Annotated in this window: 12 protein-coding genes; 8 read left to right on the forward strand and 4 right to left on the reverse strand. The window is 74.2% G+C overall.

Annotation, left to right across the window (positions count from 1 at the left end):
* Nucleotides 1-22 precede the first annotated feature (22 nt).
* The 6 genes from ACZ3YL_RS24360 (at nt 23) to ACZ3YL_RS24385 (ending at nt 16,465) form a co-directional block, all read left to right on the forward strand.
* A complete protein-coding gene (locus tag ACZ3YL_RS24360; RefSeq protein WP_465659834.1) occupies nt 23-1,447 on the forward strand; it encodes a helix-turn-helix domain-containing protein in 1,425 nt (474 codons plus the stop codon).
* Between the two features lie 265 nt (nt 1,448-1,712).
* Nucleotides 1,713-2,570: a sterol desaturase family protein gene (locus ACZ3YL_RS24365; RefSeq protein ID WP_465659835.1), complete on the forward strand. Its 858-nt coding sequence runs from the start codon at nt 1,713-1,715 to the stop codon at nt 2,568-2,570.
* 138 nt (nt 2,571-2,708) lie between these two features.
* Complete coding sequence (locus ACZ3YL_RS24370) at nt 2,709-12,038, forward strand: non-ribosomal peptide synthetase/type I polyketide synthase (RefSeq protein ID WP_465659836.1); 9,330 nt, start codon at nt 2,709-2,711, stop codon at nt 12,036-12,038.
* Nucleotides 12,025-13,704 carry a phytoene desaturase family protein gene (locus tag ACZ3YL_RS24375; RefSeq protein ID WP_465659837.1) on the forward strand — a complete coding sequence of 560 codons (1,680 nt, stop codon included), beginning with the start codon at nt 12,025-12,027 and terminating at the stop codon, nt 13,702-13,704. Before ACZ3YL_RS24370 ends, ACZ3YL_RS24375 begins: the two co-directional genes overlap by 14 nt.
* A complete protein-coding gene (locus ACZ3YL_RS24380; protein ID WP_465659838.1) occupies nt 13,701-15,383 on the forward strand; it encodes a phytoene desaturase family protein in 1,683 nt (560 codons plus the stop codon). The genes ACZ3YL_RS24375 and ACZ3YL_RS24380 overlap by 4 nt, the downstream gene beginning before the upstream one ends.
* 26 nt (nt 15,384-15,409) lie before the next feature.
* The gene (locus ACZ3YL_RS24385; RefSeq protein ID WP_188302678.1) at nt 15,410-16,465 is read left to right on the forward strand and encodes a zinc-binding dehydrogenase; all 1,056 of its coding nucleotides are present in this window, start codon (nt 15,410-15,412) and stop codon (nt 16,463-16,465) included.
* 157 nt (nt 16,466-16,622) lie between these two features.
* Here the strand turns inward: ACZ3YL_RS24385 and ACZ3YL_RS24390 are convergent, their stop codons facing one another.
* Nucleotides 16,623-17,840, reverse strand: coding sequence for a threonine synthase (locus tag ACZ3YL_RS24390; RefSeq protein ID WP_188302672.1), 1,218 nt, complete (start codon nt 17,838-17,840; stop codon nt 16,623-16,625).
* Between the two features lie 116 nt (nt 17,841-17,956).
* On the opposite strand from ACZ3YL_RS24390, the gene ACZ3YL_RS24395 reads away from it, so the two are divergent.
* Nucleotides 17,957-18,259 (forward strand): hypothetical protein, encoded by a 303-nt coding sequence (locus tag ACZ3YL_RS24395; protein WP_188302671.1) that lies wholly within the window; start codon nt 17,957-17,959, stop codon nt 18,257-18,259.
* Nucleotides 18,260-18,376: 117 nt separating this feature from the next.
* Here the strand turns inward: ACZ3YL_RS24395 and ACZ3YL_RS24400 are convergent, their stop codons facing one another.
* Both ACZ3YL_RS24400 and ACZ3YL_RS24405 read right to left on the reverse strand, forming a co-directional pair.
* Nucleotides 18,377-21,196: a penicillin acylase family protein gene (locus ACZ3YL_RS24400; protein WP_465659839.1), complete on the reverse strand. Its 2,820-nt coding sequence runs from the start codon at nt 21,194-21,196 to the stop codon at nt 18,377-18,379.
* A 226-nt stretch (nt 21,197-21,422) separates the two neighbouring features.
* On the reverse strand, nt 21,423-22,436 hold the full coding sequence (locus ACZ3YL_RS24405; protein WP_465659840.1) for a zinc-binding dehydrogenase: 1,014 nt from the start codon (nt 22,434-22,436) through the stop codon (nt 21,423-21,425).
* Nucleotides 22,437-22,537: 101 nt separating this feature from the next.
* On the opposite strand from ACZ3YL_RS24405, the gene ACZ3YL_RS24410 reads away from it, so the two are divergent.
* Entirely contained in the window at nt 22,538-23,197 is a 660-nt protein-coding gene (locus tag ACZ3YL_RS24410) for a TetR/AcrR family transcriptional regulator (RefSeq protein WP_465659841.1), read from the forward strand.
* A 200-nt stretch (nt 23,198-23,397) separates the two neighbouring features.
* Here ACZ3YL_RS24410 and ACZ3YL_RS24415 read toward each other — a convergent pair whose 3' ends face one another.
* On the reverse strand, nt 23,398-24,078 hold the full coding sequence (locus tag ACZ3YL_RS24415) for a macro domain-containing protein (RefSeq protein ID WP_465659842.1): 681 nt from the start codon (nt 24,076-24,078) through the stop codon (nt 23,398-23,400).
* Nucleotides 24,079-24,118 lie beyond the last annotated feature (40 nt).

Raw genomic sequence — 24,118 nt, forward strand, 5'->3', positions numbered from 1 at the left:
GCCCGTCCCCGGGGAGGCAGCCGTGCAGCGGAACCGTGTGGCCCCCGCCGCCTCGGCCCCGGCACCGTCGAGGCTCCAGGACCAGTGCGCCTGGCGGGAGTTCGGTGCCCGGTTGCGGCACTGGCGGCGCCGGGCCGGGCTCACCCAGGCGCAGCTGGGCGCCGGGATCGGCTATGACCACACCGCGGTCAGCAAGATCGAGCACGGCGCCCGCCGGGTCACCCCGAGGGTCGCCGGGCGGATCGACGAACTCCTGCGCGCCGGGGGAGAGTTGGTCGCGGCCTGTCTGCGCGCCGAGACCGCCGAGCTGCCCCGGCCGGCCCCCTTCGCCCCCGGCCTGCTCCGGCCGCCGCTGCCCGGCGGCGCACCGGACGGCCCCGCCCCCGGTGGCCCGGTCTTCCTCGCGCCGGCCCGGCTGCCGGACTACGGACTGCTCTGCCCGCTGCACGACGCCGAGGGTTGCGAGGTGCCGCCGCCCGGCGAACTCGCCGCGCTGTACGCCGAGTTCTGCGCCACCGAGCCGGCTGTCGCGCCGCCGCTGGACGCCGCCACCGCGCACGCCCTGGCCGGGCTGCTCGCCGCCCAGCTGCGTGCCGGGGAGGCCGGCGCCCTTCCGGGACTGGTCGCCGCCGTGGAGCGGACCCTGGCGGTGGTGCTCGCCCGGCTGGCCGTCGCACCCGCCGCCCAGCGCCGTCCGCTCGCCCGGCTGGCCGCCGAACACGCCCACGCCGCCGGGGCGTTGCGGATGCAGGACGGCCGCAACGCCACCGCGATGGCCTGCTTCGACCGCGCCCTCACCTGGGCCGAACTGGCCGGGGACCAGGCCACCCAGGTGGGCACGCTCAGCGACCTGAGCATCCTGGCCCGGCTGGACGGCGATCCGGTGGCCGCGCTCGGCTACGCCCGGGAGATCGACAAGGTCGCCCCCGAGCGGGCGTGGGCCGGGGCGATGGGCCGGATCAGCGAGGCCCGCGCCCGGGCCCTGACCGGGGACGTGCGCGGCACCGTCCGGCAGATCGGCCTGGCCCGGGCGGACGTGGAGCACATCGGCGCCCGGGACGAGGCGGACGTCCCGTGGCTGTCCATCGCCTCGATGCGGCTGCGGGTGGAGTCCGCCGCGGCCGCCGCGTTGCGCGACCTGGCCGCCGCGGTGGACGATCCCCGGCTGGCCCGGCGGGCGCTGGCCGCCACCGAGACCGCGCTCGGTCTGCTCGGTCCGACCCAGCTGCCGTCCAGCCGCCTGCTGTTCACCGTCCGGGCGGCCGACTGCCATGCCTGTGCGCACGATCCGCGGGCGGCCGTCGAACTGCTGGGCCCCGCACTGGAGTCCGTCCCGGTGGCCGCGCTGCCCGCGCTGGTCGGGCACGAGCTGCGCGGCCTGCGGGGGCGCCTCGCGACACACGAGCCGCAGGCCGCCCGGCGGTTGGCGGAGCTGGCGGGCTCCTGAACCGGGGCGGGCTCGGGTAGCGGAGGTCCTGAGCGGGGGCGCGGGTGGTGAGCCCTCCGAGCGTTTCCCGCACCGCGCCCCGACGGCCGGCGGAGATCGGCCGAACGCGCCCCATTCACACCGGTCATACGTCAACTTCGTGCGCGGACCTTCCGCCGATCGGGTTATTCATGGCGTTAACACGTCGAATGACCGACCCCGCCAGCGGCTCCCGCTAGAGTCTCTGACGTTTCCATTCGTTAGTCCGCGAAGAACAAGGGGGAGCGTGCTGTCCGCCATCGCACGCCGGCTCGCCCATCCGCTTCTGCTCCTGGGGGTGCTGTGCACTGCCGTCGCGACACTGCGCTTCCACTGGGCGCCCGACCGGGTCTCCCCGCTCGTGCTGATCGCCGTCATCTGCTACCTGGCGGCGCTGGAGCGGGTGATCCCCCACCGGATCGACTGGCGCCCGAGCGGGCGTGAACTCCGCTGGTACGGGGCGTACTTCGTGCTGAGCATGCTCGGTGGCGGACTGGCCCAGGGGCTGGTGTCCGCGCTGGTGGAGGCGCTCGGGCCGAGCCGTCCGGCGCTGCCGTTCGCGGTGGAGATCCCGCTCGCCCTGCTGGTCGGCTCGCTCGGCGACTACCTGGTGCACCGCTGGTCGCACCACAACCGCTGGCTCTGGCGGCTGCACGGCGTGCACCACGTCCCGGCCAAGGTGAACGTCGCCAACAACGGCGTCAACCATTTCCTGGACGTGCTGTTCGCGCAGTCCGTGGTCCAACTACTGCTGGCGATGATCGGATTCTCGGCGGATTCTGTGTTCGTGGTCGGAATATTCGTCATGGCGCAGGGGTATTTCGTCCACGCCAACATCGACGTCCGCATCGGCTGGCTCGGTCACGTCCTGGCCGGCCCGGAACTCCACCGCCTGCACCACAGCACCGACCTCGCCGAAGCCGGCCACTACGCCTCCGACCTGTCGCTGTGGGACCACGTGTTCGGGAGCTTCACCTGGCGGCCCGGCCGGATCCCGGAAGCCGTCGGCCTCACCGACCCGACCGCGTTCCCGGCCACCGGCGAACTCGGCGCCACCCTGCTGCACCCCTGGCGCCGGACGAAGACCACCGAGCAGTCCGTCTGACCCCCCGGTCGGCCCGCCAGGCCGACGGCCGACCCGACGAGTCCCCGCCACCCGACGAGACCCGCCGGGCCCGGGTCCCCGCCCCCACGCCCCCCGCCCGGGCCCGCGCCGCCCCCACCACCACCCTCGGAATGGACCATGACGACCTCGCCCTTCGCCGTGCCCTGCGAACGGATCGCGATCACCGGCATCGGCTGCCGCCTGCCGGGACACGCCAACGACCACCGGACCTACTGGCGCAACCTGATCGAGGGCCGGGACTGTCTCACCGACACGCCCGCCGACCGGTACGACACCGGCACCCTGGGCAGCCGGGACCGGGCCAAGCCGGGGCGGCTGATCGGCGGCCGGGGCGGCTACATCGACGGCTTCGACACCTTCGACCCGGCCTTCTTCGGGATCAGCCCGCGCGAGGCCGAACACATGGACCCGCAGCAGCGCAAGCTCCTGGAGGTGAGCTGGGAGGCGCTGGAGGACGGCGGGCTGCGCCCCGGCGAACTGGCCGGGCGGGACGTCGGCGTCTACATGGGCGCCTTCACCCTGGACTGGAAGATCCTCCAGTTCGCCGACCTCGACTTCACCACCATCGCCGCGCACACCGCCACCGGCACCATGATGACGATGGTCTCCAATCGGATCTCGCACTGCTTCGACTTCCGCGGCCCCAGCGTCTCGATCGACACCGCGTGCAGCTCCTCGCTGGTCGCAGTCCACCTCGCCTGTCAGAGCCTGCTCCGCGGCGAGAGCGAACTCGCTCTGGCTGGCGGCGCGTTGCTGCACATGGCGCCGCAGTACACGATTGCCGAGACCAAGGGCGGCTTTCTCTCCGCCGACGGCCGCTCGCGCGCCTTCGACGCCGCCGCGGACGGCTACGTCCGGGCCGAGGGGGTCGGCGTGGTGGTGCTCAAACGGCTCTCCGACGCGCTGCGCGACGGGGACCAGGTGCACGCGGTGATCCTCGGCAGCGGCGTCAACCAGGACGGCCGCACCAACGGCATCACCGTCCCCAGTGCGGACGCCCAGGCCACCCTGATCGAACGGGTCTGCGCCGGGGCGGGTGTTCTGCCCGGAAGCCTGCAGTACGTCGAGGCGCACGGCACCTCCACCCCGGTCGGCGACCCGATCGAGGCGGCCGCGCTCGGCCGGGTGCTGGGCCTCGGCCGCCGCGAGGGGGAGCGCTGCTACGTCGGCTCGGTGAAGACCAATATCGGGCACACCGAGGCCGCGGCCGGCGTCGCCGGGCTGATCAAGACCGCGCTGGCGCTCAAGCACCGCCGCATCCCGCCGCACCTCAACCTGGAGCGGCCCAACCCCGCCATCGACCTGGCCGCGCTGCCCTTCGACATCCCGACCGCCGCCGTCGACTGGCCCGACCACCAGGGCCCGGCCCGGGCCGGCGTCAACTCCTTCGGCTTCGGCGGCACCAACGCCCACGTCCTGCTGGAGGAACCGCCGCCGCCCGCCCCCGTCGCCCCCGCGCCGCGGCCGGCCGTCACGGTGCTGCCGCTGAGCACCAGGGACGCCGCCGGACTGCCCGAACTCGCCGCCGCCGTACGGCAGGAGCTGGCCGACGGCGCCTGCCCGGCCGACCTCGGCCACACCCTGGCGCACCGCCGACAGCACCTGTCCGAGCGGCTCGCGGTGGTTTACTCCGGCCCCGCCGACCTGGCCGAGGCGCTGGCCGCCGTGGAACGCGGCGACGCCCACCCCGGGGTCGTCCAGGGCCGGGCCCGGGAGCGCCGACAGCGGCGCCTCGCCTGGGTGTTCACCGGCATGGGCCCACAGTGGTGGGGGATGGGCCGGGGCCTGTACGAGAGCGAGCCGGTCTACCGGGAGGCCGTCCGGGCGGTGGACGCGGAGATCCGCGCCCAGGCCGGCTGGTCGCTGCTGGCGGAACTCGGGCGCGACGAGGCCGACTCCCGGATGGCCGGGACCTGGCTCGCCCAGCCCGCCAACTTCGCCGTCCAGCTGGGCCTTTCGGCGCTCTGGCGCAGCCACGGGGTGCGCCCCGACGCGGTGGTGGGCCACAGCACCGGCGAGGTCGCCGCCTTCCACGAGGCCGGGGTCTACGACCTGGCCGACGCCGTCCGGGTGGTGCTCGCCCGCAGCGGGCTCCAGCAGCGGCTGGCCGGGACGGGCTCGATGCTCGCCGTCGGCCTGCCGGAGGCCGAGGCGGAGCGGCGGATCCGCCCGTACCGCGCCCTGGTCTCGCTCGGCGCCGTCAACAGCCCCTCCGCGGTGACCCTCGCCGGGGACGCCGAGGCGCTGCGCGAACTGGCCGGGGAACTCGACCGGCAGGGCGTGTTCGCCCGCTTCCTGGACGTCGAAGTCCCGTACCACAGCGTGCGGATGGACCCGATCCGGGGCGAACTGCTCGCCGCCCTGGCCGGGATCAAGCCGCAGCAGACGAAGCTGCCGCTCTACCTGACCGCCCGCGAGGGCCTCGCCCGGGGGCCGGAGCTGGACGGCGCCTACTGGTGGGGCAACGTCCGCAACCCGGTGCGCTTCCGGGCCGCCGTCGAGCGGATCGCCGAGGACGGGCACCGGCTGTTCCTGGAGGTCGGCCCGCACCCGGTGCTCGGGCACGCGATCCGCGAGTGCGCCGAGCAGGCACACCCCCTGCCGTCGATCCGCCGGCAGCAGGACGAACCCGAGCGCATCGCCCGCACCCTGGCCGAACTGCACACCCTGGGCGTCGAGTTGAGCTGGGACGCGCTGCACCCGGCCGGGCGCCCGGTGCCGCTGCCGAGCTACCCGTGGCGGCGCGAACGGTACTGGGTCGAGCCCAAGCCGGTCGAGCAGGTCCGGCTCGGGCGGCTCGACCACCCGCTGCTCGGCCGCCGCACCGCCGCCGCCCAGCCCACCTGGACCACCACGCTCGACCCCGAGCGGCTGCCCTACCTGGACGACCACCGGATCGAGGGCCGGGCGGTCTTCCCCGCCGCCGGGTACCTGGAGATGGCCGCCCAGGCCGTCCGGGCGCTGACCGGCGGCACCGAGGTGGTGCTGGCCGAGATCGAACTGCACCGGGCGCTGTTCCTCTCCGACACCGAGCCCGTCCCCGTCCAGCTCGGCTACGCCCCCGAGGACGCCCGCTTCACCATCGCCGCCACCCCGGCCGGCGGCGAACCCGTCGTGCACGCCGGCGGCCGGGTCCGCACCGGCCAGCGCCGCTCCCACGGGCCCGCCGCCGACCTCGACGCGCTGCGCGCCCGCGGACAGCGCCTCGACGGCCCCGACTGCTACCGGCGCCTGGCCGAGCGCGGCTACGACTACGGGCCCGCCTTCCGGGCCATGGCCGAGGTGTGGGCCGGGCCCGGCGAGGCGCTCGCCCGGATCCGCCCCACCGAACGGCTCGGCCCCGACGCGGCCGGCCACCACCTGCACCCCGTCCTGCTCGACGCCTGCTTCCAGACCCTGCTCACCACCCGGCTGCACGGGCCCGAGGACGGCGGCGTCCGGCTGCCCGTCTCCATCGAGGAAGTCCGGCTCGACGCCATCGGCGACCAGCCGCTCTGGGCGCACGCCACCGTCACCCGGGACGGCGGCGGCGAACTCCTCGGCGACCTCGCCCTGTACGCCGAGGACGGCACCCCGCTCGGCCGGATCACCGGCTTCAAGGCCGCTGACGTCACCCGGGCGGCCGGCTCGGTGGGCCTGGCCACCATCGACGGCTGGCTCACCGAACTCGGCTGGCAGGACGCCCCGGCCGGGCCCGCCGAGCAGCCCGTCGGCGACCTGCTGCTGTTCGCGGACGACGACGACGGCCTCGCCGAGCGGCTGGCCGCCCTGGCCGCCGAGCGCGGCGCCCGCGGCCACCTCGTCCGGCCCGGCGCCTCCTACACCCATACCGACGCGGCGAGCACCGTACGGCCCGACTCCGTCGAGGACCTCCGCCGGCTGTTCGCCGACCTGGACCCGTCCTACCGGACCGTCGCCCACCTGTGGAACCTCGACCTGCCCGCCCTCGACGCCACCGACCCCGGCCAGCTCGACCGGCTCGCCACCCTCGGCGCCTACTCGCTGATCACCCTCGCCCAGGCGCTGCCCGCCGCCCGCCCCGACGGCCGGCTGCACATCGTCACCCGGGGCACCCAGGCGGCCCGTCCGGGCGACCGGGTCGAACCGCTCGGCGCCCCCGCCTGGGGCATCGGCCGGGTGCTCTGGCAGCAGGAACTCGTCGCGCAGCGCGGCCGGCTGATCGACCTGGACCTCGCCGCCCCGGCCGCCGGACAGGCCGAGGCCCTGCTCGCCGAACTCGCCGCCCACCAGGACGGGGAACAGGAACTCGCCCTGCGGGCGGGCCGCCGGCTCACCAGCCGGCTGCGCCCCGCCGAGGGCCTCACCCGGCCGCTGCCGCCGGTGCTGCGCCCGGACGGCAGTTACCTGGTCACCGGAGCCTTCGGCGCCCTCGGCCGGCTGCTCTGCCGTACCCTGGTGCGCCGCGGCGCCCGGCGGCTCGTCCTGGTCGGCCGCACCGCCCTGCCCCCGCGCGCCGAGTGGCACACCGTCGACCCGACGACCCCGGCCGGCGAGCGGATCGCCTTCCTGCGCGAACTGGAGGCGCTCGGCGCCGAGCCGCTGCTCGCCGCGGTGGACGTCACCGACGGGACTGCCCTGGCCGACTGGCTCGCCGAGCACCGGCAGCGCCGGCTCCCGCCGGTCCGCGGGGTGTTCCACCTCGCCGGACAGGTCAGGGACACCCTGCTGGCGCAGATGGACCGCCCCGCCTTCGACGCCGGGTACGCCCCCAAGGTGGCCGGCGCCCACCTGCTGCACCGGCTGCTGGCCGACGAACCACTCGACCACTTCGTGCTGTTCGCCTCCGTCGCCTCGCTGCTCACCACCGCCGGACAGACCAACTACGCGGCCGGCAACGCGTTCCTGGACGCCCTCGCCCACCACCGCCGGGCCGCCGGCCTGCCCGCGCTCAGCCTGGACTGGGGGCCCTGGGCCACCGGCATGATCGAGGAACTCGGCCTGGTCGCCCACTACCGCGACGCCCGCGGCATGAGCTCGCTCCCGCCGGAGGCCGGCACCGCCGTCCTGGAACGCGTCCTCGGCCAGGACCGCGCCCAACTGCTGGTCGCCACCGTCGTCGACTGGCCGACCTTCCTCGCCTGGTACCCCGCGCCGCCGCCGCTGGTCGCCGAACTGGCCGCGAACGCCGCCGAGCGGGCCCCGGCCGAGCGCGGCGGCTTCCTGGACGACTACGGCGCCGCCGATTCGCAGACCCGCCGCCGGCTGGTCACCGAACGGTTCACCGCGGCCGCCGCCGCCGTGCTGCGCACCGGCACCGAGCGGATCACCCCCGACACCGGACTCGGCGCCCACGGGCTGGACTCGCTGCTCGCCATGGAGCTGCGCGCCCGGGTGCACGGCGAACTCGGCGTCGCCCTGCCGGTGGTGGCACTGCTCAGCAACGGCACCGTCGCCGACCTGGTCGAGCTGCTCACCGAGGGACTGGCCGAGCGGCTCGCCGCCGAGGGCGGCCCCGAGCGGGCCGAGGTCGCGCCGCACACCGACGAGTCGCGCTACCCGCTCACCCACAACCAGCAGGCGCTGTGGTTCCTGCGCCAGCTGCACCCGGACGGCTTCGCGTACAACATCGGCGGCGCCGTCGAGGTGCGCGCCGAACTCGACCCGGAGCTGATGTTCGCCGCCTTCGCCTTCCTGGTCGCCCGGCACCCCGGACTGCGCGCCGCGTTCACCGCCGAGGAGGGCCGCCCCGTCCAGCGGATCCGCGCCGAAGTCGTCGCCGACACCGGGCTGTTCGACGTCGAGGGCCGCCCCTGGGAGGAGATCCACGAACTGATCGTCCGCGAGTACCGGCGGCCGTACGACCTCGCCGAGGACCCGCTGGTACGGCTGCGGCTGTTCCGGCGCGGGCCGGACCGCTGGGTGCTGATGAAGGCCGTCCACCACATCGTCTCGGACGCGATCTCCACCTTCACCTTCATCGAGGAGCTGTTCGAGGTCTACCAGGCGCTGCGCCGGGGCCGCACCCCCGAACTGCCCCCGGTGGCCGCCCGCTACCTGGACTTCCTCAACCACCAGAACCGCTTCCTGGCCGGGCCGCAGGCGCAGCGGATGCTCGACTACTGGCGCGGCCACCTGCCCGCCGGGGTGCCCGTCCTCGCCCTGCCCACCGACAAGCCGCGCCCGGCGGTGCAGACCCACAACGGGGCCTCCGAGTTCTTCCGGCTGGACGGCGAACTGACCGCGCGGGTGCAGGAGATGGCGCGGGAGCACGGCGCCACCCCGTTCATGGTGCTGCTCAGCGCCTACTACCTGCTGCTGCACCGCTGGTCCGGGCAGCCGGACATCGTGGTCGGCAGCCCGGTCACCGGCCGCACCCAGGAGGAGTTCGGCTCGGTCTACGGCTACTTCGTCAACCCGCTGCCGCTGCACGTCAGCCTGGCCGGCGAACCGACCGTGGCCGAGCTGATCGCCCGGGTACGGGAGAGCGTGCTCGGCGGGCTGGACAACCAGGAGTACCCGTTCCCGCTGCTGGTCGAGCAGCTGGGCCTGCAGCACGACCCGAGCCGCTCCGCGGTGTTCCAGGCGATGTTCATCCTGCTCACCCACAAGGTCGCCGTGGAGCGCTTCGGCTACCGCCTGGAGTACATCGAACTCCCGGAGGAGGAAGGACAGTTCGACCTGACCCTGTCCGCCTACGAGGACCGCGCGGACGGCTGCTACCACTGCGTCCTCAAGTACAACTCCGACCTCTTCGAGCCCGGCACCGTCCGGCGCCTGGCCGCGCACTACCGCAACCTGCTGGACGCCATGACCCGGGCCGCCGAGGACGAACCGGCCGGCCGGCTGCCGATGCTGGACCAGGCCGAACGGCGCCGCATCCTGGACGAGTTCAGCGGCGCCGGGCGGCGGACCGACCACGACGTGCCGCTGCCCGAACTGATCGCCAAGGCCGCCGCCGAGCACCCGGAGGCCGTCGCCGTGGTCGCCCCCGGGCGGGACGCCGTCCGGCGGCTGAGCTACGGCGAGCTGGACCGGCAGTCCCGGCGGGCCGCCACCCGGCTGCGTGAACTCGGGGCCGGCGAGGGCACGGTGGTCGCGGTCTGCCTGGACAAGTCGCCCGAGCTGATCACCACCCTGCTGGCGGTCTGGCGGGCCGGCGCCGCCTACCTGCCGCTCGACCCCGGCCACCCGGCCGACCGGCTGGCCTACCAGGTGGCCGACGCCGGCGCGGCCCTGGTCGTGGTGGACGAACGGCAGCCCCTCCCGGCCGAACTGCCCGCCCGGCCGGTCACCCTGGAGGAGCTGTCCCGCCCCGCCGAGGTGAACGGACCGCTGCCCCCCGCCGACCCGGACCGGCCCGCGTACGTGATCCACACCTCCGGTTCCACCGGGCGCCCCAAGGCCGTCCGGGTCGACCACCGCAACCTGGCCGCCGCGACGGCCGGCTGGCGCGCCGAGTACCGGCTGGACACCGAGGCCCGGGTGCACCTCCAGATGGCCGGCAGCGCCTTCGACGTGTTCTCCGGCGACCTCGCCCGGGCACTCGGCACCGGCGGCACCCTCGTCCTGGTCGACCGCGAACTGCTCTTCGACACCGCCCGGCTCTACCGGGTGATGCGCGAAGAGGCCGTGGACTGCGGCGAGTTCGTGCCCGCCGTGGCCCGCGCCCTGCTGGCCCACTGCGAACGCTCCGGGCAACGGCTGGACTTCCTGCGGCTGCTGGTCGTCGGCTCCGACTCCTGGAAGGCCGCCGAACACCGCCGGCTGCGCGCCCTGTGCGGCCCGGCGACCAGGCTGGTCAACTCCTACGGCCTGACCGAGGCCACCGTGGACAGCAGCTACTACGAGGGCGGCGCCGAGGACCTGGAACCCGGCCGGATGGTCCCGATCGGGCGCCCCTTCCCGAACAGCGAACTGTACGTGCTGGACCGCTACGGCGAGCCCGTCCCCGCCGGGGTGGCCGGCGAACTGTGGATCGGCGGCGCCGGCGTCGCGGCCGGCTACCTGAACGACCCGGAGCAGACCGAACGGCGCTTCCGGAGCCTCGACCTGGACGGCACCCCCCGGCGGCTCTACCGCACCGGCGACCTCGGCCACTGGGACACCTCCGGCACCGCGCACCTGCTCGGCCGGATCGACAACCAGGTCAAGGTGCGCGGCCACCGGATCGAACCGGGCGAGATCGAGGCCCACCTCACCGCCCGGCCCGAACTCGCCGAGGCCTGCGTGACGATCCGCCAGGACGGCTCCGGCGAGGCGGTGCTGGCGGCCTACCTGGTGCCCGCCGAGGGCGTCGAACTGGACCGCCGCGAACTGCGCCGCCACCTCGCCGAACACCTGCCCACCGTGATGATCCCCTCCTACCTCACCGAACTCCCCGCCCTGCCGCTCACCCCGAACGGCAAGATCGACCTCGCCGCCCTGCCCGAGCCCGAGGCCGACACCGGCGGAGCGCGGCACGAACCGCCCGTCACCCTCTACGAGGTGCGGGTCGCCGAGCACTGGCAGAAGCTGCTCGGACTGGCCGAAGTCGGCCTCCAGCACGACTTCTTCGAGCTCGGCGGCAGCTCCATCCGACTGATCGAACTGATCCACCACCTGCAGACCGAGTTCAACATCGGCATCCCGGTCGGCCTGCTGTTCAAGGTCACCACCCTGCACGGCATGGCCCGCACCGTCGAGCAGATCATCACCGGCGAGGTGGCCGGCGGCCAGCCCCACCTGTGGTTCAACGCCGAGGCGCCCGAGGAGCGCACGCTGTTCTGCTTCCCGCCGGCCGGCGGGCACGGCCTGGTCTACCGGCAGCTCGCCGCCCACCTGCCCGGCCACCGGATCGCCGCCTTCAACTACCTGACCGGCGAGGACAAGACCGCCCGCTACGCCGACCTGGTCGAGGCGCTGCACCCGGACGGGCCGTACCTGCTGCTCGGCTACTCGCTCGGCGGCAACCTCGCCTTCGAGGTGGCCAAGGAGCTGGAACGGCGCGGCCGCACCGTCGACGCGCTGCTGCTGGTGGACGCCTACCGCGTCCTGGACGCCTTCGACCTGGGCGCGGAGCACGTGGCCGTCTTCGAACGCGAACTCCGGGACCACCTGCACCGGCACACCGGCTCCCGGATCGTCGCCCAGGAGACCCTCCACCAGGCCCGGGACTACCTGGAGTTCTGCAGCCGCACACCCAACACCGGCACGGTCCGGGCCCGGTTGGAGGTGGTCTGCGAGCGGGAGCGGCTCATCCTCCACACGGCCGGCGAACCGGGCTCCTGGCACGGCGCCTCCACCACCGGCACCGCCGTCCACCCGGGCCACGGCAGCCACTCCGAGATGCTGGACGGCGAGTACGCCGCCCGCAACGCCGAACTGGCCGCCGCCCTGCTGGCCGCCGACCCGGTCGTCGGCCTGGCTGTCGACCCGGCTGTCGACCCGGCCGGCGATCTCCCGATGGCCGACCTGCTGACCGGAGGCGGCGTCGATGGCCGCGGCTGACCACGGGCCGGACTGGTCCGTCCGGGAGCGGGCCACCGCCGGCCCGCCCCGGGTGATCGTGATCGGGGCCGGCCTGGCCGGCCTCGCCACCGGCTGCTACGCCCAGATGAGCGGACTGGAGACCCGGATCTTCGAGAAGCACGTGCTGCCCGGCGGCTGCTGCACCGCGTGGTCCCGGCAGGGCTACCTCTTCGACTACTGCATCGACTGGCTGATCGGCACCGCCGAGGGCGCCGGCGCCCACCAGGTCTGGCGCGAACTCGGCGCCCTGGACGGCAAGTCGGTGACCCACTTCGACACCTTCAACCGGGTCGTCGACGAACACGGCCGGGCCGTCACCTTCCACACCGACCCGGACCGGCTGGAGGCCCACCTGCTGGACCTCGCCCCCGGCGACGCCGCGCCGATCCGGGCCTTCTGCCGGGACCTGCGCCGCTTCGCCGCCATCGACCTGCCCTGGGACCTCACCCCGCCGCCGCTGCGGACCACGGCCGAACGGCTGCGCACCCTGCGCGCCGTGCTGCCCGCCTTCCGGCTGTTCTGGCGCACCGCGGCCACCCCGATGAGCCGCTTCGCCGAACGCTTCCAGGACCCCCTGCTGCGCCGGGCCTTCCCCACCATGTTCCTCCAGGAGCCGGCCGGCTTCCCGCTGCTGCCCTACCTCTACACCCTGGCGGCCGCCCACACCGGTAACGCGGGCTTCCCGCAAGGTGGTTCGCTCGGACTGGCCCGCTCGGTGGAGGAGCGGTACACCTCGCTCGGCGGGGTGATCGGCTACCGCCGCCGGGTCGACCGGATCCTGGTCGAGGACGGACGCGCCATCGGCGTCGAACTGCGCGACGGCACCCGGCACTTCGCCGACCACGTGGTGGCCGCCTGTGACGGCCCGACGGTGCTCGACCGGCTGCTGCGCGGCCGGTACTCCAGCCCCGCCACCGACCGGCTGTACGGCGAACTGCTGGACAAGCCCGGCAACCTCTACCCGGCGGTGGTCTCCGCCTTCGTCGGCGTGGACGGCCCGCTGCCGGCCGGCGAACCGCACAGCACCACCTACCTGCTGACACCCGAGGACGGCGCCCGGCTGCCCGGTTCGCTCCAGCACAGCCTGGTGGTGCAACTGCGCTCGAACTACGCGGAGGGCTTCGCGCCGCCCGGCAAGTCGGTGCTGCACTGCACCTACTTCAGCGACTACCGCTCCTGGAAGGAACTGCGGATCCGCGACCGCCGGGCCTACCGGGAGCGCAAGCAGCACGTGGCCTCGTTCGTCCGGGAGTTCCTGGAGCGGACCCACCCTGGGATCGGCGCGCGGATCGAACTGGTCGACGTCGCCTCGCCGGTGACCACCGAACGGTTCACCGGCAACACCTACGGCAGCATCCTCGCCTGGCAGGCCTTCTCCGAGGCCGAGGACGCCGCCAACCGGCTGGTCAACCGGGACCGGATGCGGCTGCCCGGACTCAGCGGCTTCTCGATGGCCGGCCAGTGGGCCTCGCTCGGCGGCCTGATCCGGGCCGCCACCAGCGGACGGTACGCCGCCCAGTACCTCTGCCGGGAACTCGGCCGGCCGTTCCGGGCCTGGCCCAGCGACGACAGGGAACCCTGGCACCCGGGCAAGTGGGGCCGGCTGCCGCAACTCGACGTGGCCACCTTGGGAGTGAGCGAATGAGCCCCCGGCAGTCCGTGATCATCGTCGGCGGCGGCCTCGGCGGCCTGTCCACCGGCTGCTACGCGCAGATGAACGGCTACCGCACCCGGATCCTGGAGATGCACGAGCTGCCCGGCGGCTGCTGCACCGCCTGGGACCGCGGCGAGTTCACCTTCGACTGCTGCGTCAGCTGGCTGCTGGGCAGCGGCCCGGGCAACGAGATGCACCGGATCTGGCTGGAACTCGGCGCACTGCAGGGCAAGCGGATGCGCAACTTCGACGTCTTCAACGTGGTGCGCACCCGGGACGGCCGGGCGGTCCACTTCTACTCCGACCCGGACCGGCTGGAGGCCCACCTGCTGGACCTCGCCCCCGAGGACGCCCGGCAGATCCGGCAGTTCTGCGCCGGCCTGCGCCGGTTCCGCCTGGCGCTCGCCCGGTACCCGTTCCTCAAGCCGGTCGGGCTGATGGGCCGGTGGGAGCGCTGGCGGATGCTCGCCTCCTTCCTGCCGTACGTCAACGTGATCCGGCGCTCGATCTCGGTGCTGATGAGCGACTACTCGGCCCGGTTCCGCAGCCCGCTGCTGCGCGAGGCGTTCAACTTCGTGCTGTACGAGCAGCACCCCAACTTCCCGGTGCTGCCGACGTACTTCCAACTCGCCTCGCACGCCGGGCAGTCCGCCGGCGTGCCGGAGGGCGGCTCGCTCGGGCTGGCCCGCTCGATCGAGCAGCGCTACCGGCGGCTCGGCGGCGAGATCACCTACAACGCCAAGGTGACCGAGATCCTGGTCGAACGGGACACCGCCGTCGGGGTGCGGCTGAGCGACGGGCGCGAGCTGCGCGCGGACATCGTGGTGGCCGCCTGCGACGGCCGCACCACGATGCTGGACCTGCTCAAGGGCCGCTACCTGAACGACACCTACCGCCGGCTCTACACCCAGACGCTGACCGAGCCGGGCATGGTCTTCCCCGGCTACCTGACCGTCTTCCTCGGCCTGCGCACGCCCTTCCCGGCGGGCGACCCGTGCACCACCTACCTGCTGGACGACGACCTCGCGGCCCGGCTCACCGGCATCCGGCACCCCAGCATCAACATCCAGTTCCGCAGCCGGCACTACCCCGAGCTGTCGCCCGCCGGGACCACCGTCGTCTACGCCAGCTACTTCTGCGACATCGCCCCCTGGCGGGCGCTGAGCACCGGCCCCGAGCAGGCGCCCCGGCTGCGGCGCGGCGAGGAACTGCACACCCTGCCGGTCGGCCGGGGCCGGGAGTACCAGCGGGAGAAGCGCCGGGTCCGCGACGCCGTCATCGAGTTCCTGGACGGCCACCACCCCGGGCTGCGGGACGCGGTGGCCGTCAAGGACGTCTCCACACCGCTCACCCAGGTCCGCTACACCGGCAACTACGACGGCACGGTGCTCGGCTGGCAGCCCTTCGTGGAGAGCGGGGAGACCCTGGAGGAGGAGATCAAGCGCAACGGCCCGGGGCTGCCCGGCCTGGCCAACTTCTACCTCTCCGGCGTCTGGGCGACCACCGGCGGCCTGATCCGCGCGGCCGCCGCCGGCCGGCACGTCGTCCAGTTCATCTGCCGCGACGACGGCCGGCCGTTCACCGCCGAGGTGGACGACAGCGCGCCACCGCCCACCCTGATCACCGACCCGGTCGGGCTCGACGACCGGCAGTTTGGAGTCACTTCGTGAGCCTGTCCCTGACGACCGTCGAGAAGGTGCGGATCGAGAAGTGGGTCGTCCGCGCGCACGTGGACGGCGTACCGGACGTGGACCGGATGTACGAGAAGGTCGTGGAGGAGGTGGACGTCCGGCTCGCCGAGGACGAGATGCTGCTGCGCACGCGCTACGTGTCGGTGGACCCGTACCTCCAGGGGATCGCGCTGGACACCCCGGTCGGCGACCACATGGGCGCCGACTCGATCATGGAGGTGGTGCGGGCCGGGCCCGCCGCGCGGTTCGCGGTCGGCGACCTGGTCCAGGGCTTCGGCGGCTGGCGCAGCCATGTGATCAGCGACGGCGCCGCCGTGCCCTGGCAGACCGGCACCTTCCCGATGGTCTTCCCGGCGTACCGGCGGCTGGACCGCGCGGACTACGACGAGCAGCTGCCGATCACCACCGCGCTCGGCGTGCTGGGCGGGCCCGGGATGACGGCCTGGGGGACGGTGGAGAAGTTCCTCGATGTCCGGCCCGGGCTGACGGTGCTGGTCAGCGGGGCCAGCGGCGCCGTCGGTTCGGTGGTCGGCCAGCTCGCCCGGCACCGGGGCGCCCGGGTGATCGGCACCACGGCGACCCCGGCGAAGGCCGGCCGGCTGCGGGAGCTGGGCTTCGACGCGGTGCTGGAGTACCGGGACGGCGACGACCCGGAGCTGCTGGCGAAGGAGCTGGCCCGGCTCGCCCCGGACGGCATCGACCGCTACTTCGACAGTCTGGGTGGGGCGCTCACCGACCTGGTCTTCGGGATGCTCGCGGTGGACAGCCGGGTGGCGGTCTGCTGGCAGTGGGGCAGCCAGGTCGGCGGCGAGTGGGTGGGCCCCCGGCTGCTGCCGATGATCATGTTCCCGCGCACCGTGATCCGCGGCATCTTCTCGCTGGAGTGGTTCACCGAGGAGAACTGGGTGGCGCTGCGGCGGGACCTCGGCGCCCTGGTGCGCAGCGGGGAGCTGAGCTACCAGCAGACCGTGCACCGGGGGTTCGACAGCATCCCGGCGGCGTACCGCAGCCTCTACCTGGACCGGTCGGCGAGCCGGGGGAAGGTACTGGTCGAGCTGTGAACGCGGGCGCGTCGGCGGCACTCGCCTGGTGGCTGGTGCGGCGGGGGCGGACCACGGTGTAGCCCCGGTACGGGGGCGGAGTTGTCCTCGGCCGCCCAGGAGCCCGCCACGATCAGGTACTGGCCGAGCGCGTTGCGGCGCCGGTCGCGCGGTTCGGTCAGGCGGTGATCCCGGCCGCGCGCAGGCGGCGCTCCACCTCCTCCCAGGTCGGAGTGGCCGGGGCCGTCCGGTGGGCGCCCATGCCCTTGTCCTTGAAGCCGCTGGAGGTGGAGACGCAGACCACCGGGCCGTCGTCCGGGGCCTGCGCGCCGAGGCTGCGCAGCCCGGCCAGTCCGGCCGCCGCGGACAGCTCGGCCCACAGCCCGGCGCCGGCCATCTCGCGCTGGGCGTCCGCGAGTTGACCGTCGTCCAGGGTGAGCGCCGCACCGCCGCTCTCGCGCACCGCCAGCACGCCCCGGTAGCCGCTGACCGGGGAGGCGATCGAGTAGGCCGCGCTCGGGCCGACCGTCACGTGCGCGGCCGGCAGGCCCTCGGCGATCGCACGGTGCAGCGGGCCGGAGGCCGCCGACTCGCAGGCGAAGATCCGCGGCACCCGGTCGGCGAGGCCCAGCCGGCGCAGCTCGACGAATCCCTTCCACACCCCGAACAGCAGCTCGCCGTACCCGGTCGGGACGAACACCGCGCTCGGCACGCCGACGTCCTGGAAGATCTCGTACGCGACGGTCTTGTAGCCCTCGGGGCCGTACGCGTGGCCGGTGTGGGTGGGCGTCAGGTTGCTGACCGGGTGCAGGCCGAGCCGCTCCACCACCTGGCGCAGCAGCGGCCAGCGGGCCTCCCACGGGACGGGCAGCACCACGGCGCCGTAGGCGTTCAGGAAGGCGTCCACGGCGGGCGGGGTGTCCGGGCCGGTGAACACCACGCAGGGCAGTCCGGCGCGGGCGGCGTAGGCGGCCGCCGAGGCGCCGTGGTTGCCCGAGGAGGCGACCGCGATGCCGGGCGCGCCGGCGCCGACGGCGGCGCTGGTGGTGCAGCGGTTCAGCCGGTCCTTGTGGCTCCAGGTCGGATTGCGGGACTCGTCCTTGACGTACACGCCCGGCCCGAGCTCGACCAGCGGGGTGGCGCCCTCGCCGAGGCCGGGGGCGAGCAGCGGGGGCAGCAGCGGCGCCCAGCGCTCCAGGCCGCCGCGGGCCCGGACGGGGGCGAACAGGGCGGCCGGGTCGACCTTGTCGTAGGCGTAGTCGACCTCGACCGGGTAGGAGACGTCCGCCGTGCCGGTGCGCGGGCAGCCCGAGGTCAGCGGGGGCCAGAGGGGGTAGTCGAGCGTGGGGTCGCCGAGCGAGCGCTGGCCGGTTGCGAGGGAGTCGTCGGTTGCCATGTAAGCAGCCTAGGGCGGTTTAGGGTGCTACCGGGTGGGTTTTTGAATCTTGGCCGACAGGGCACACTGACGGGGATGTCCGAACACGGACAATGGAACGGCGGCTTGGGAGCGGGATGGACAGCGGGATTCGGGCGATGGTCGACGCGGTCGACGAGGCGCGGCGGCAGCTGCGGGAGAACGCCCTGCCGAAGGCGAAGGACAGCGGGCGGGACAAGGTCCCGGCGGCGGAGGCGGCCGTGATGTTCGGCTCGCTCGCCGATCTGGTGGAGGTCGCGGGCGAGCTGGCGGCGGCGCTCTCCGAGCGGATGGCCACGGCGCAGAGCCCCAAGGCCTACCACCTGGCGGGCGTGCGGCTCAGGGACGAGGCGGACAACCTGCGGGAGGCGGAGCGGGAGGTCACCAAGCGGGTCGGCTGAGCGTGCCACGGCCGCCGGTGCCCCGGGTGGGGCGCCGGCGGCCGCTTCGGCGGGGCGGTGGCAGTGGCCGGTTCGGCGGGTCGGTGGCGGTGGCTGCTTCGGCGGGGCGGTGGCGGCTCAGCGGTGGCCGGAGAACTGCACCACCTGCTGGTACGTCGGGCGGTTCTGCCAGGTCGTCTTGTCGTCCGTCACCCCGCCCAGCGGGCGCTGGATGATGGTGTCGGCGCACCACTGGTCGCCCGCCGCGCAGTCCGTGTCGCCCGGGTAGACCTGGGCGGGGGTCTGGGCGGCGGCTTGGGTGAGAGTGGTCAGCAGGACGTTGCGGCAGGCGGTGAGGTCGCCCCCGCCGCAGAAGGGACGGGCCAGCGGGCCGGCGACCGGGTCGCCGAGGACGGCGCGCAGGTCCTTGTCCAGGTAGCTCCACCAGCCGTACTGGAAGGCCGAACCCTTGTGCGGGATCGACTCGTTGGCACTGACCGGCCCGCCCGCCGTCGCCCCGCCCTGGCCGCCGGACGGGGACTCGTTGATCTGCAGCGCGCCGGTCAGCGAGCCGAACAACCGGTCGCCGAGGCCCGGTCGCATCACCCCGTCGGCGACCAGCGGCCACCAGGCGTCCATCACCCGGATCGCGGCCGCGTCCGCGTAGCTGTGGCTGCCCGGCGAGGTCTCCTTGCGCTGGTCGCCGTCGGCGAGCCAGGCCTCCAGCTGCTGAAGGGCGGTGGCGGCGGCCGGATCGGTGACCGGTGCGCTGCGCAGCACCCGGATCAGGTCGGGCAGCACGTCCTCGGCCCGCAGATCGGCCAGAGCGGCGCCCTCCATCGCCTGGGTGAGGGTGACCCGGCTCGCCTTTCCGCCGTTCCGCAGCAGGGACTTGACCCGGTCGTCCAGCAGGTTGGCCCGGTGCACCGAGCCGTTGCCGAAGCCGGCCGCGGTGAAGCCGTCCGCCTGCTTGTTGTTCCAGGAGACGTAGTAGTCCTGGTTGACGGACTGCGGGTGCTCGGCCGGCGGGGTGTACCGGGCGGTGTTGGTGACCGGGTCGAAGTCGGCCCACTCGTAGGCGGGCTGGGCGAGCACCGGCAGCCCGGCGTCGACCCCGGGAGCGCGGACCGGGTTGCTGCCGGAGTTGTAGTAGGCGATGTCGCGGGAGTCGGCGTAGAACCAGTTGAAGGTGTAGTTGATGTCCTGCGCCGCCCGCTGGAAGCTCGGGGCGTCGTGCACCGCGCCCGGGTCGTTCAACTCCTGGAAGCCGATGATGGAATCGGCCTCGTGCCGGTAGGTGGAGCGCAGCGAGGTGAAGGCGACCGGCGCGCCGCCCACGGTGCCGCGGGCCGTCACCAGCCCGTAGTTCGAGCGGTACGCCACCAGGGTGTACGAGCCGGCCGGGGTGGAGTCGGCGGTGGTCGGGCTCCACACGTCCTTGCGCTCCAGCCGGTCGAAGGGCAGGCACTGACCGTGCCAGAGATAGGAGTTGGCGGCCGTGGTGACCGGCGAGCCGTCGGTGGTGCAGAGCGGGACGGCGTAGGTGTCGGTGATGTCCTGCCCGGCGGAGGTGGCGCTCCACGCGTAGTCCTGGCCGCGGCCGAGCTGCACGTAGAAGCTGAGGCCGGCGAAGGCCGCGCCGCGGGCACTGATCCCGGGGCCCTGGATCTCCTCCAGCATCAGCAACTGCGGTGCGAAGTAGCCGGTTTGGGGACCGAACACGGCGACCGGGTGGCCGTCGTCGGTGTGGGCGCCGGAGACCAGCAGGGCGTTGGACATGCCGTGCTTGGCGGTGAGCAGGTTGCCGGGCAGGACGCCCTTCGCCGCGGTTGACGCGGTGTTCGCGGACCCGGTGGCGTCGTAGATCATCCGCTCGGGCACCACCGAGCCCGGGTCGGGCATTGCCTGGCCCTGCGGGGCGTCGGGCACCGTCGCGTACGGGAAGCTCTGCCCGTCGTGCAGGGTCCGGACCGCCTCCGGGTCGTCGGCCTCGCGCAGCGACGTCCACACCGCGTCCCCGGCGTCCTTGCCGTACCGCGCCTCGGCGGCCGACTTGACCTGGGCGGAGGCCAGTTCGCCGCCGCCACCGGAGCCGAACAGCGCGCCGACCACCGAGGCGAGGGCGACCAGGTCGGTCAGCTTGAAGGGCTCGATCGAACCGGCGTTGGTGATCGGGTCGATGTGCCCGGTGAGGTCGTACTCGCCGGGGAACGTCCGGCCGTTGTACGCCGCGGAGACGTACTGGTTGATGCCGTCCAGGTACGCGTTGGCGTCCGCCAGCGCCTGGGTGGCCCGGCCGCCACGCGCGGCCAGCGCGTCGATCTGCTGCTGCAACTCGGCCTCGGTGTACGGCGCGGCCTGCCAGAAGCTCTGCTCCAGCTGCCGGTTGGCGGCGGCGCCGCCCGCGAAGCCGGACAGCTGGCCCCGGCCGACGTGCCGGAACAGGTCCATCACCCACAGCCGGTCCTGCGCGGCGGCGTAGCCCGCGCCGAACTCGGTGCCGTACCGGGTGGTGCCGCTGATGTGCGGCACCCCGGTGGCCTTGTCGCGCACGATCGTCACGTCCGGGCGCGGGGTCGCGGTGCTGGCCACCTGGTCGGCGGGGACGCCGAACGAGGCGTCGTTGAAGAAGCCGCGCAACCCGGCCTCGGTCAGCCCCGGATAGCCGGAGGCGAGCGCGGAGTACGGGCCCAACTGGTCGTCGGTGTGCGCGGGGCGGCTGCCGAACATCCGGTTGAGCAGGATCTCGGCGAGCGTCGCGTTGCCGTTCTCACCGGGCGGCAGGATGTCGGTGCACCGGCCGCCGCAGTAGTCGGGTGCCGCGGCGGGGGACGCGGTCGCGGTCGTGGGGGTGGTGAGGGCGGCGGTCACGAACAGGGCCGCCGCGAGGGCGACGGCCGCCGCCCTCGGGAATCTGCTGGAGTGTCGGAGGCGGTGCGGGCGTGTGCGTGGGGGCATGGCGAGCTCCTCCGTCGAAGCCACGGGGAGTCGACGGTAGGGGCGCTACTGGACGGTTGGCTAGTGGCGTGCATGCCATTTCGTCTGCGATGTGGCGGAGTTGGGGCGCGACGGGCCGCCGGCCCGCCGAGTCGGGGGGCGGTGGGTGGGCCGGCAGCCGGGGAGAGGCTGCCGGCCCGGTGCCGTGCCCGGCTCAGTCGGGCAGGTGCGGGGGCGGGTGCGGCCGTCAGGGCTTGAGGACCAGGCGGATGGGGTTGCCCTCCTTGCGCTCCAGGGCCTCGACGGCGCGGGCGGCGTCGGCGAGGGGGAAGGTGCCGCTGACGGAGCGGGCGAAGTCCAGTCGGCCGCCGCGGACCAGGGCGACCAGGTCGATGACGTCCTGGCCGTCGGAGCCGTAGTGGCCGAGGATCTGTTGGCGCAGGTAGCTGACCCGGGTGCCGTCGGTGACGGTCAGTGGCTGGTCGGTGAGGCCGACGAGGACCAGGCGGCCGCGTTCGCCGAGGGTGGCCATGGCCTGCTGGCGGACCGGGGCGACGCCGGCGAAGTCGAAGGCGGCGGAGAGCGGGCGGCCGCCGGTGGCCGCCCGCAGCTGTTCGGTGAACCGGGGGTCGGCCGGGTCGAGGGCGGCGTCGGCGCCGAAGGCGAGGGCGCGGTCGCGGGCGGCCGGGAGCGGGTCGACGGCGACGATGGGGAAGGCGCCGACGGCGCGCAGCAGCTGGACGCCGTGGGCGCCGAGTCCGCCGACGCCCCAGACGCCGACGGCCTCGGCGGGGCGGACGGCGCCGGTGCCGGTGATCGCGGCCCACGGGGTGGAGACCGCGTCGGGGATGAAGCAGGCCTGCTCGAAGGGGAGTTCGTCCGGGATCGGGACGAGCGTGGTGGCGGTGGCGAGCGTGTACTCGGCCCAGCCGCCGTCGTAGTCCACGCCGCGGGTGTACAGCCGGCCGTTGCGGGTCTCGCCGGCCTGGAGCAGGACCCGGTCGCCGACGGCGGCGGTGGTCACGGCCTCGCCGAGGGTGTGCACGGTGCCCGCGACCTCGTGGCCGAGGGTGACCTTGTCGCCGTCGAGGAGGAACGGCTTGAGGGTGCCGTCGATCAGGTGGACGTCGGAGAGGCAGACGCCGGCGGCCTCGACCTTGATCAGCACCTCGCCCGGGCCGGGTACCGGGACGGGCACCTCCTCGACGGCGAAAGCGCCCTTGGCGACGTCGAGGCGGCCGGCGAGCATCGTGGCGGTCATCGGGACTTCCCTTCTGCCGGGGGCGGCGGGGTCGGGGGAGTGCCCCGCCGTCCCGAACTTGCTTGTTATTCAACAAGCAAGTTCGACCCTAGCATGGTGCCATGCCCACGCACGATGACCTGACCGCCCGCACGACCGCCCCGCCGGACGCCCAGCCCCGCCGCACCCAGGCCGAACGGCGCGCCCACGCCGAGGCCGCGCTGCTCGCCGCCGCGGCCCGGCTGATCGCCGAGCACGGCAGCACCGGGGTCACCCTGGCCCGGGTCGGCGAGGAGGCGGGATTCAGCCGGGGCCTGGCCACCCACTACTTCGGCTCCAAGGCCGCGCTGCTCGCCCGGCTCCAGGAGGAGGCCCTCGCCGAGGCGATGGCGGCGGCGGCGCCCGAGCGCAGTGGTGCCGGGGCGGTGGAGGAGCTGTACGGCTTCGCCCGGGGAGTGCTCGACGGCGTGCGGAACCCGACCGATCTGGGCCGGGCCTTCGTGGTGCTGGGTGCCGAGGCGCTGGCCGGCGCCTCCGAGCTGACGGCCGCGGTGGCCGAGCTGGACTCCCGCATGCGCGGTTGGGTGGCGGACGTGGTCGGTCAGGGCGCGGCCGAGGGGGAGGTGCGCGGCGGGGTGGACCCGCAGGCGTTCGCGTTCGCCTTCGTGGGGCTGCTCAAGGGGCTGGTGGTGCAGGCGGCGGCCGCCCCGGAGGCCTTCGACGTGGCGGTGGCCACCGCGGAGGCGCAGCGCTGGATCCGGCTGGCGCTCGTCGCTGACTGACGGAGTGGACTGACGGAGTGGAGTGGCGGAGTGGACCGGCGGGGTGGACTGGCGGAGCGGCGCGGGGGAGTGGGCCGCCGGAGCAGACTGCCGGAGCTGACTGATCGGGAGGCTCTTCCGGTTCCGCGTGATGGGGAACGCCTCGCGCCACGCCGGAGAGTCGGCGCGGCGCGGGGTCGGCGGGCTGGGTCGGTCTCCGGTCAGCGCCCGGAGCGGCTGCGGGCCGCCGGTGCCGTGATCCGCACCCGGGTGGTGGCGGGCGCCTTCTCGATGTCGTCCAGCTGGGCCAGGATGGTGGCGCGCAGCTCGTCGTCGTCCTCGAAGTGGTGGTCGTTGAAGAGCGTGTAGCCCGTCCACATCAGGTTGGCGCAGACCCGGGCCGGCACCCGGCCGGTCTGGGCGCCCATGCCGACCAGTGCGACCGAGCGGATGCTGCCCGGCGCCAGTCGGTTCTGCCGGTGGACGGCCTGGAAGGCGGCGGCGCAGGCCAGGGCGACGTTCAGGGTCTCGCTCACGTTCTGCGCGGAGCTCTGCATGGTGGGCGCGGAGATCAGGAACTTCGGGGTGACCGCGCCGGAGGGCACGCAGACCGCGCTGCCCACCGGCAGGGTGCCCGCGTAGTGGTTGCGTACCTGCCGCTGCACCTTCAGCTGGATGCCCGCGCCCAGGTGGCGCTTGATCGCGGCGTCCGTCCCGCCGTCCATCCGGCCCTTGGAGTTGGTCGGGCTGACCCAGGCGTCGACCTGCTCGGCGAGGATCGAGCCGTGCCGGATCTCGATCTCGGGGGTGTCGGCGAAGGCGGCCCGCCACGACTCGACCACCGTCGCGTTGAGGTCCGTCAGCACCACCCGGAGCGGGGACTGGGCGCGGTCCGTCGTCATGCTGCAACTCCTGTCGCTTGGCTTGCTCGGCGAGCTCTTC

The sequence above is a fragment of the Kitasatospora sp. NPDC023176 genome, assembly GCF_055560495.1.

What these genes read in the sequence shown, in the direction of transcription:
- ACZ3YL_RS24370 (WP_465659836.1), top strand. Translation starts at nt 2,709, where the DNA reads ATGACGACCTCGCCCTTCGCCGTGCCCTGCGAACGGATCGCGATCACC.
- ACZ3YL_RS24375 (WP_465659837.1), top strand. Translation starts at nt 12,025, where the DNA reads ATGGCCGCGGCTGACCACGGGCCGGACTGGTCCGTCCGGGAGCGGGCC.
- ACZ3YL_RS24400 (WP_465659839.1), bottom strand. Translation starts at nt 21,196, where the DNA reads ATGCCCCCACGCACACGCCCGCACCGCCTCCGACACTCCAGCAGATTC.
- ACZ3YL_RS24410 (WP_465659841.1), top strand. Translation starts at nt 22,538, where the DNA reads ATGCCCACGCACGATGACCTGACCGCCCGCACGACCGCCCCGCCGGAC.
- ACZ3YL_RS24415 (WP_465659842.1), bottom strand. Translation starts at nt 24,078, where the DNA reads ATGACGACGGACCGCGCCCAGTCCCCGCTCCGGGTGGTGCTGACGGAC.
- ACZ3YL_RS24395 (WP_188302671.1), top strand. Translation starts at nt 17,957, where the DNA reads ATGGACAGCGGGATTCGGGCGATGGTCGACGCGGTCGACGAGGCGCGG.
- ACZ3YL_RS24380 (WP_465659838.1), top strand. Translation starts at nt 13,701, where the DNA reads ATGAGCCCCCGGCAGTCCGTGATCATCGTCGGCGGCGGCCTCGGCGGC.
- ACZ3YL_RS24405 (WP_465659840.1), bottom strand. Translation starts at nt 22,436, where the DNA reads ATGACCGCCACGATGCTCGCCGGCCGCCTCGACGTCGCCAAGGGCGCT.
- ACZ3YL_RS24390 (WP_188302672.1), bottom strand. Translation starts at nt 17,840, where the DNA reads ATGGCAACCGACGACTCCCTCGCAACCGGCCAGCGCTCGCTCGGCGAC.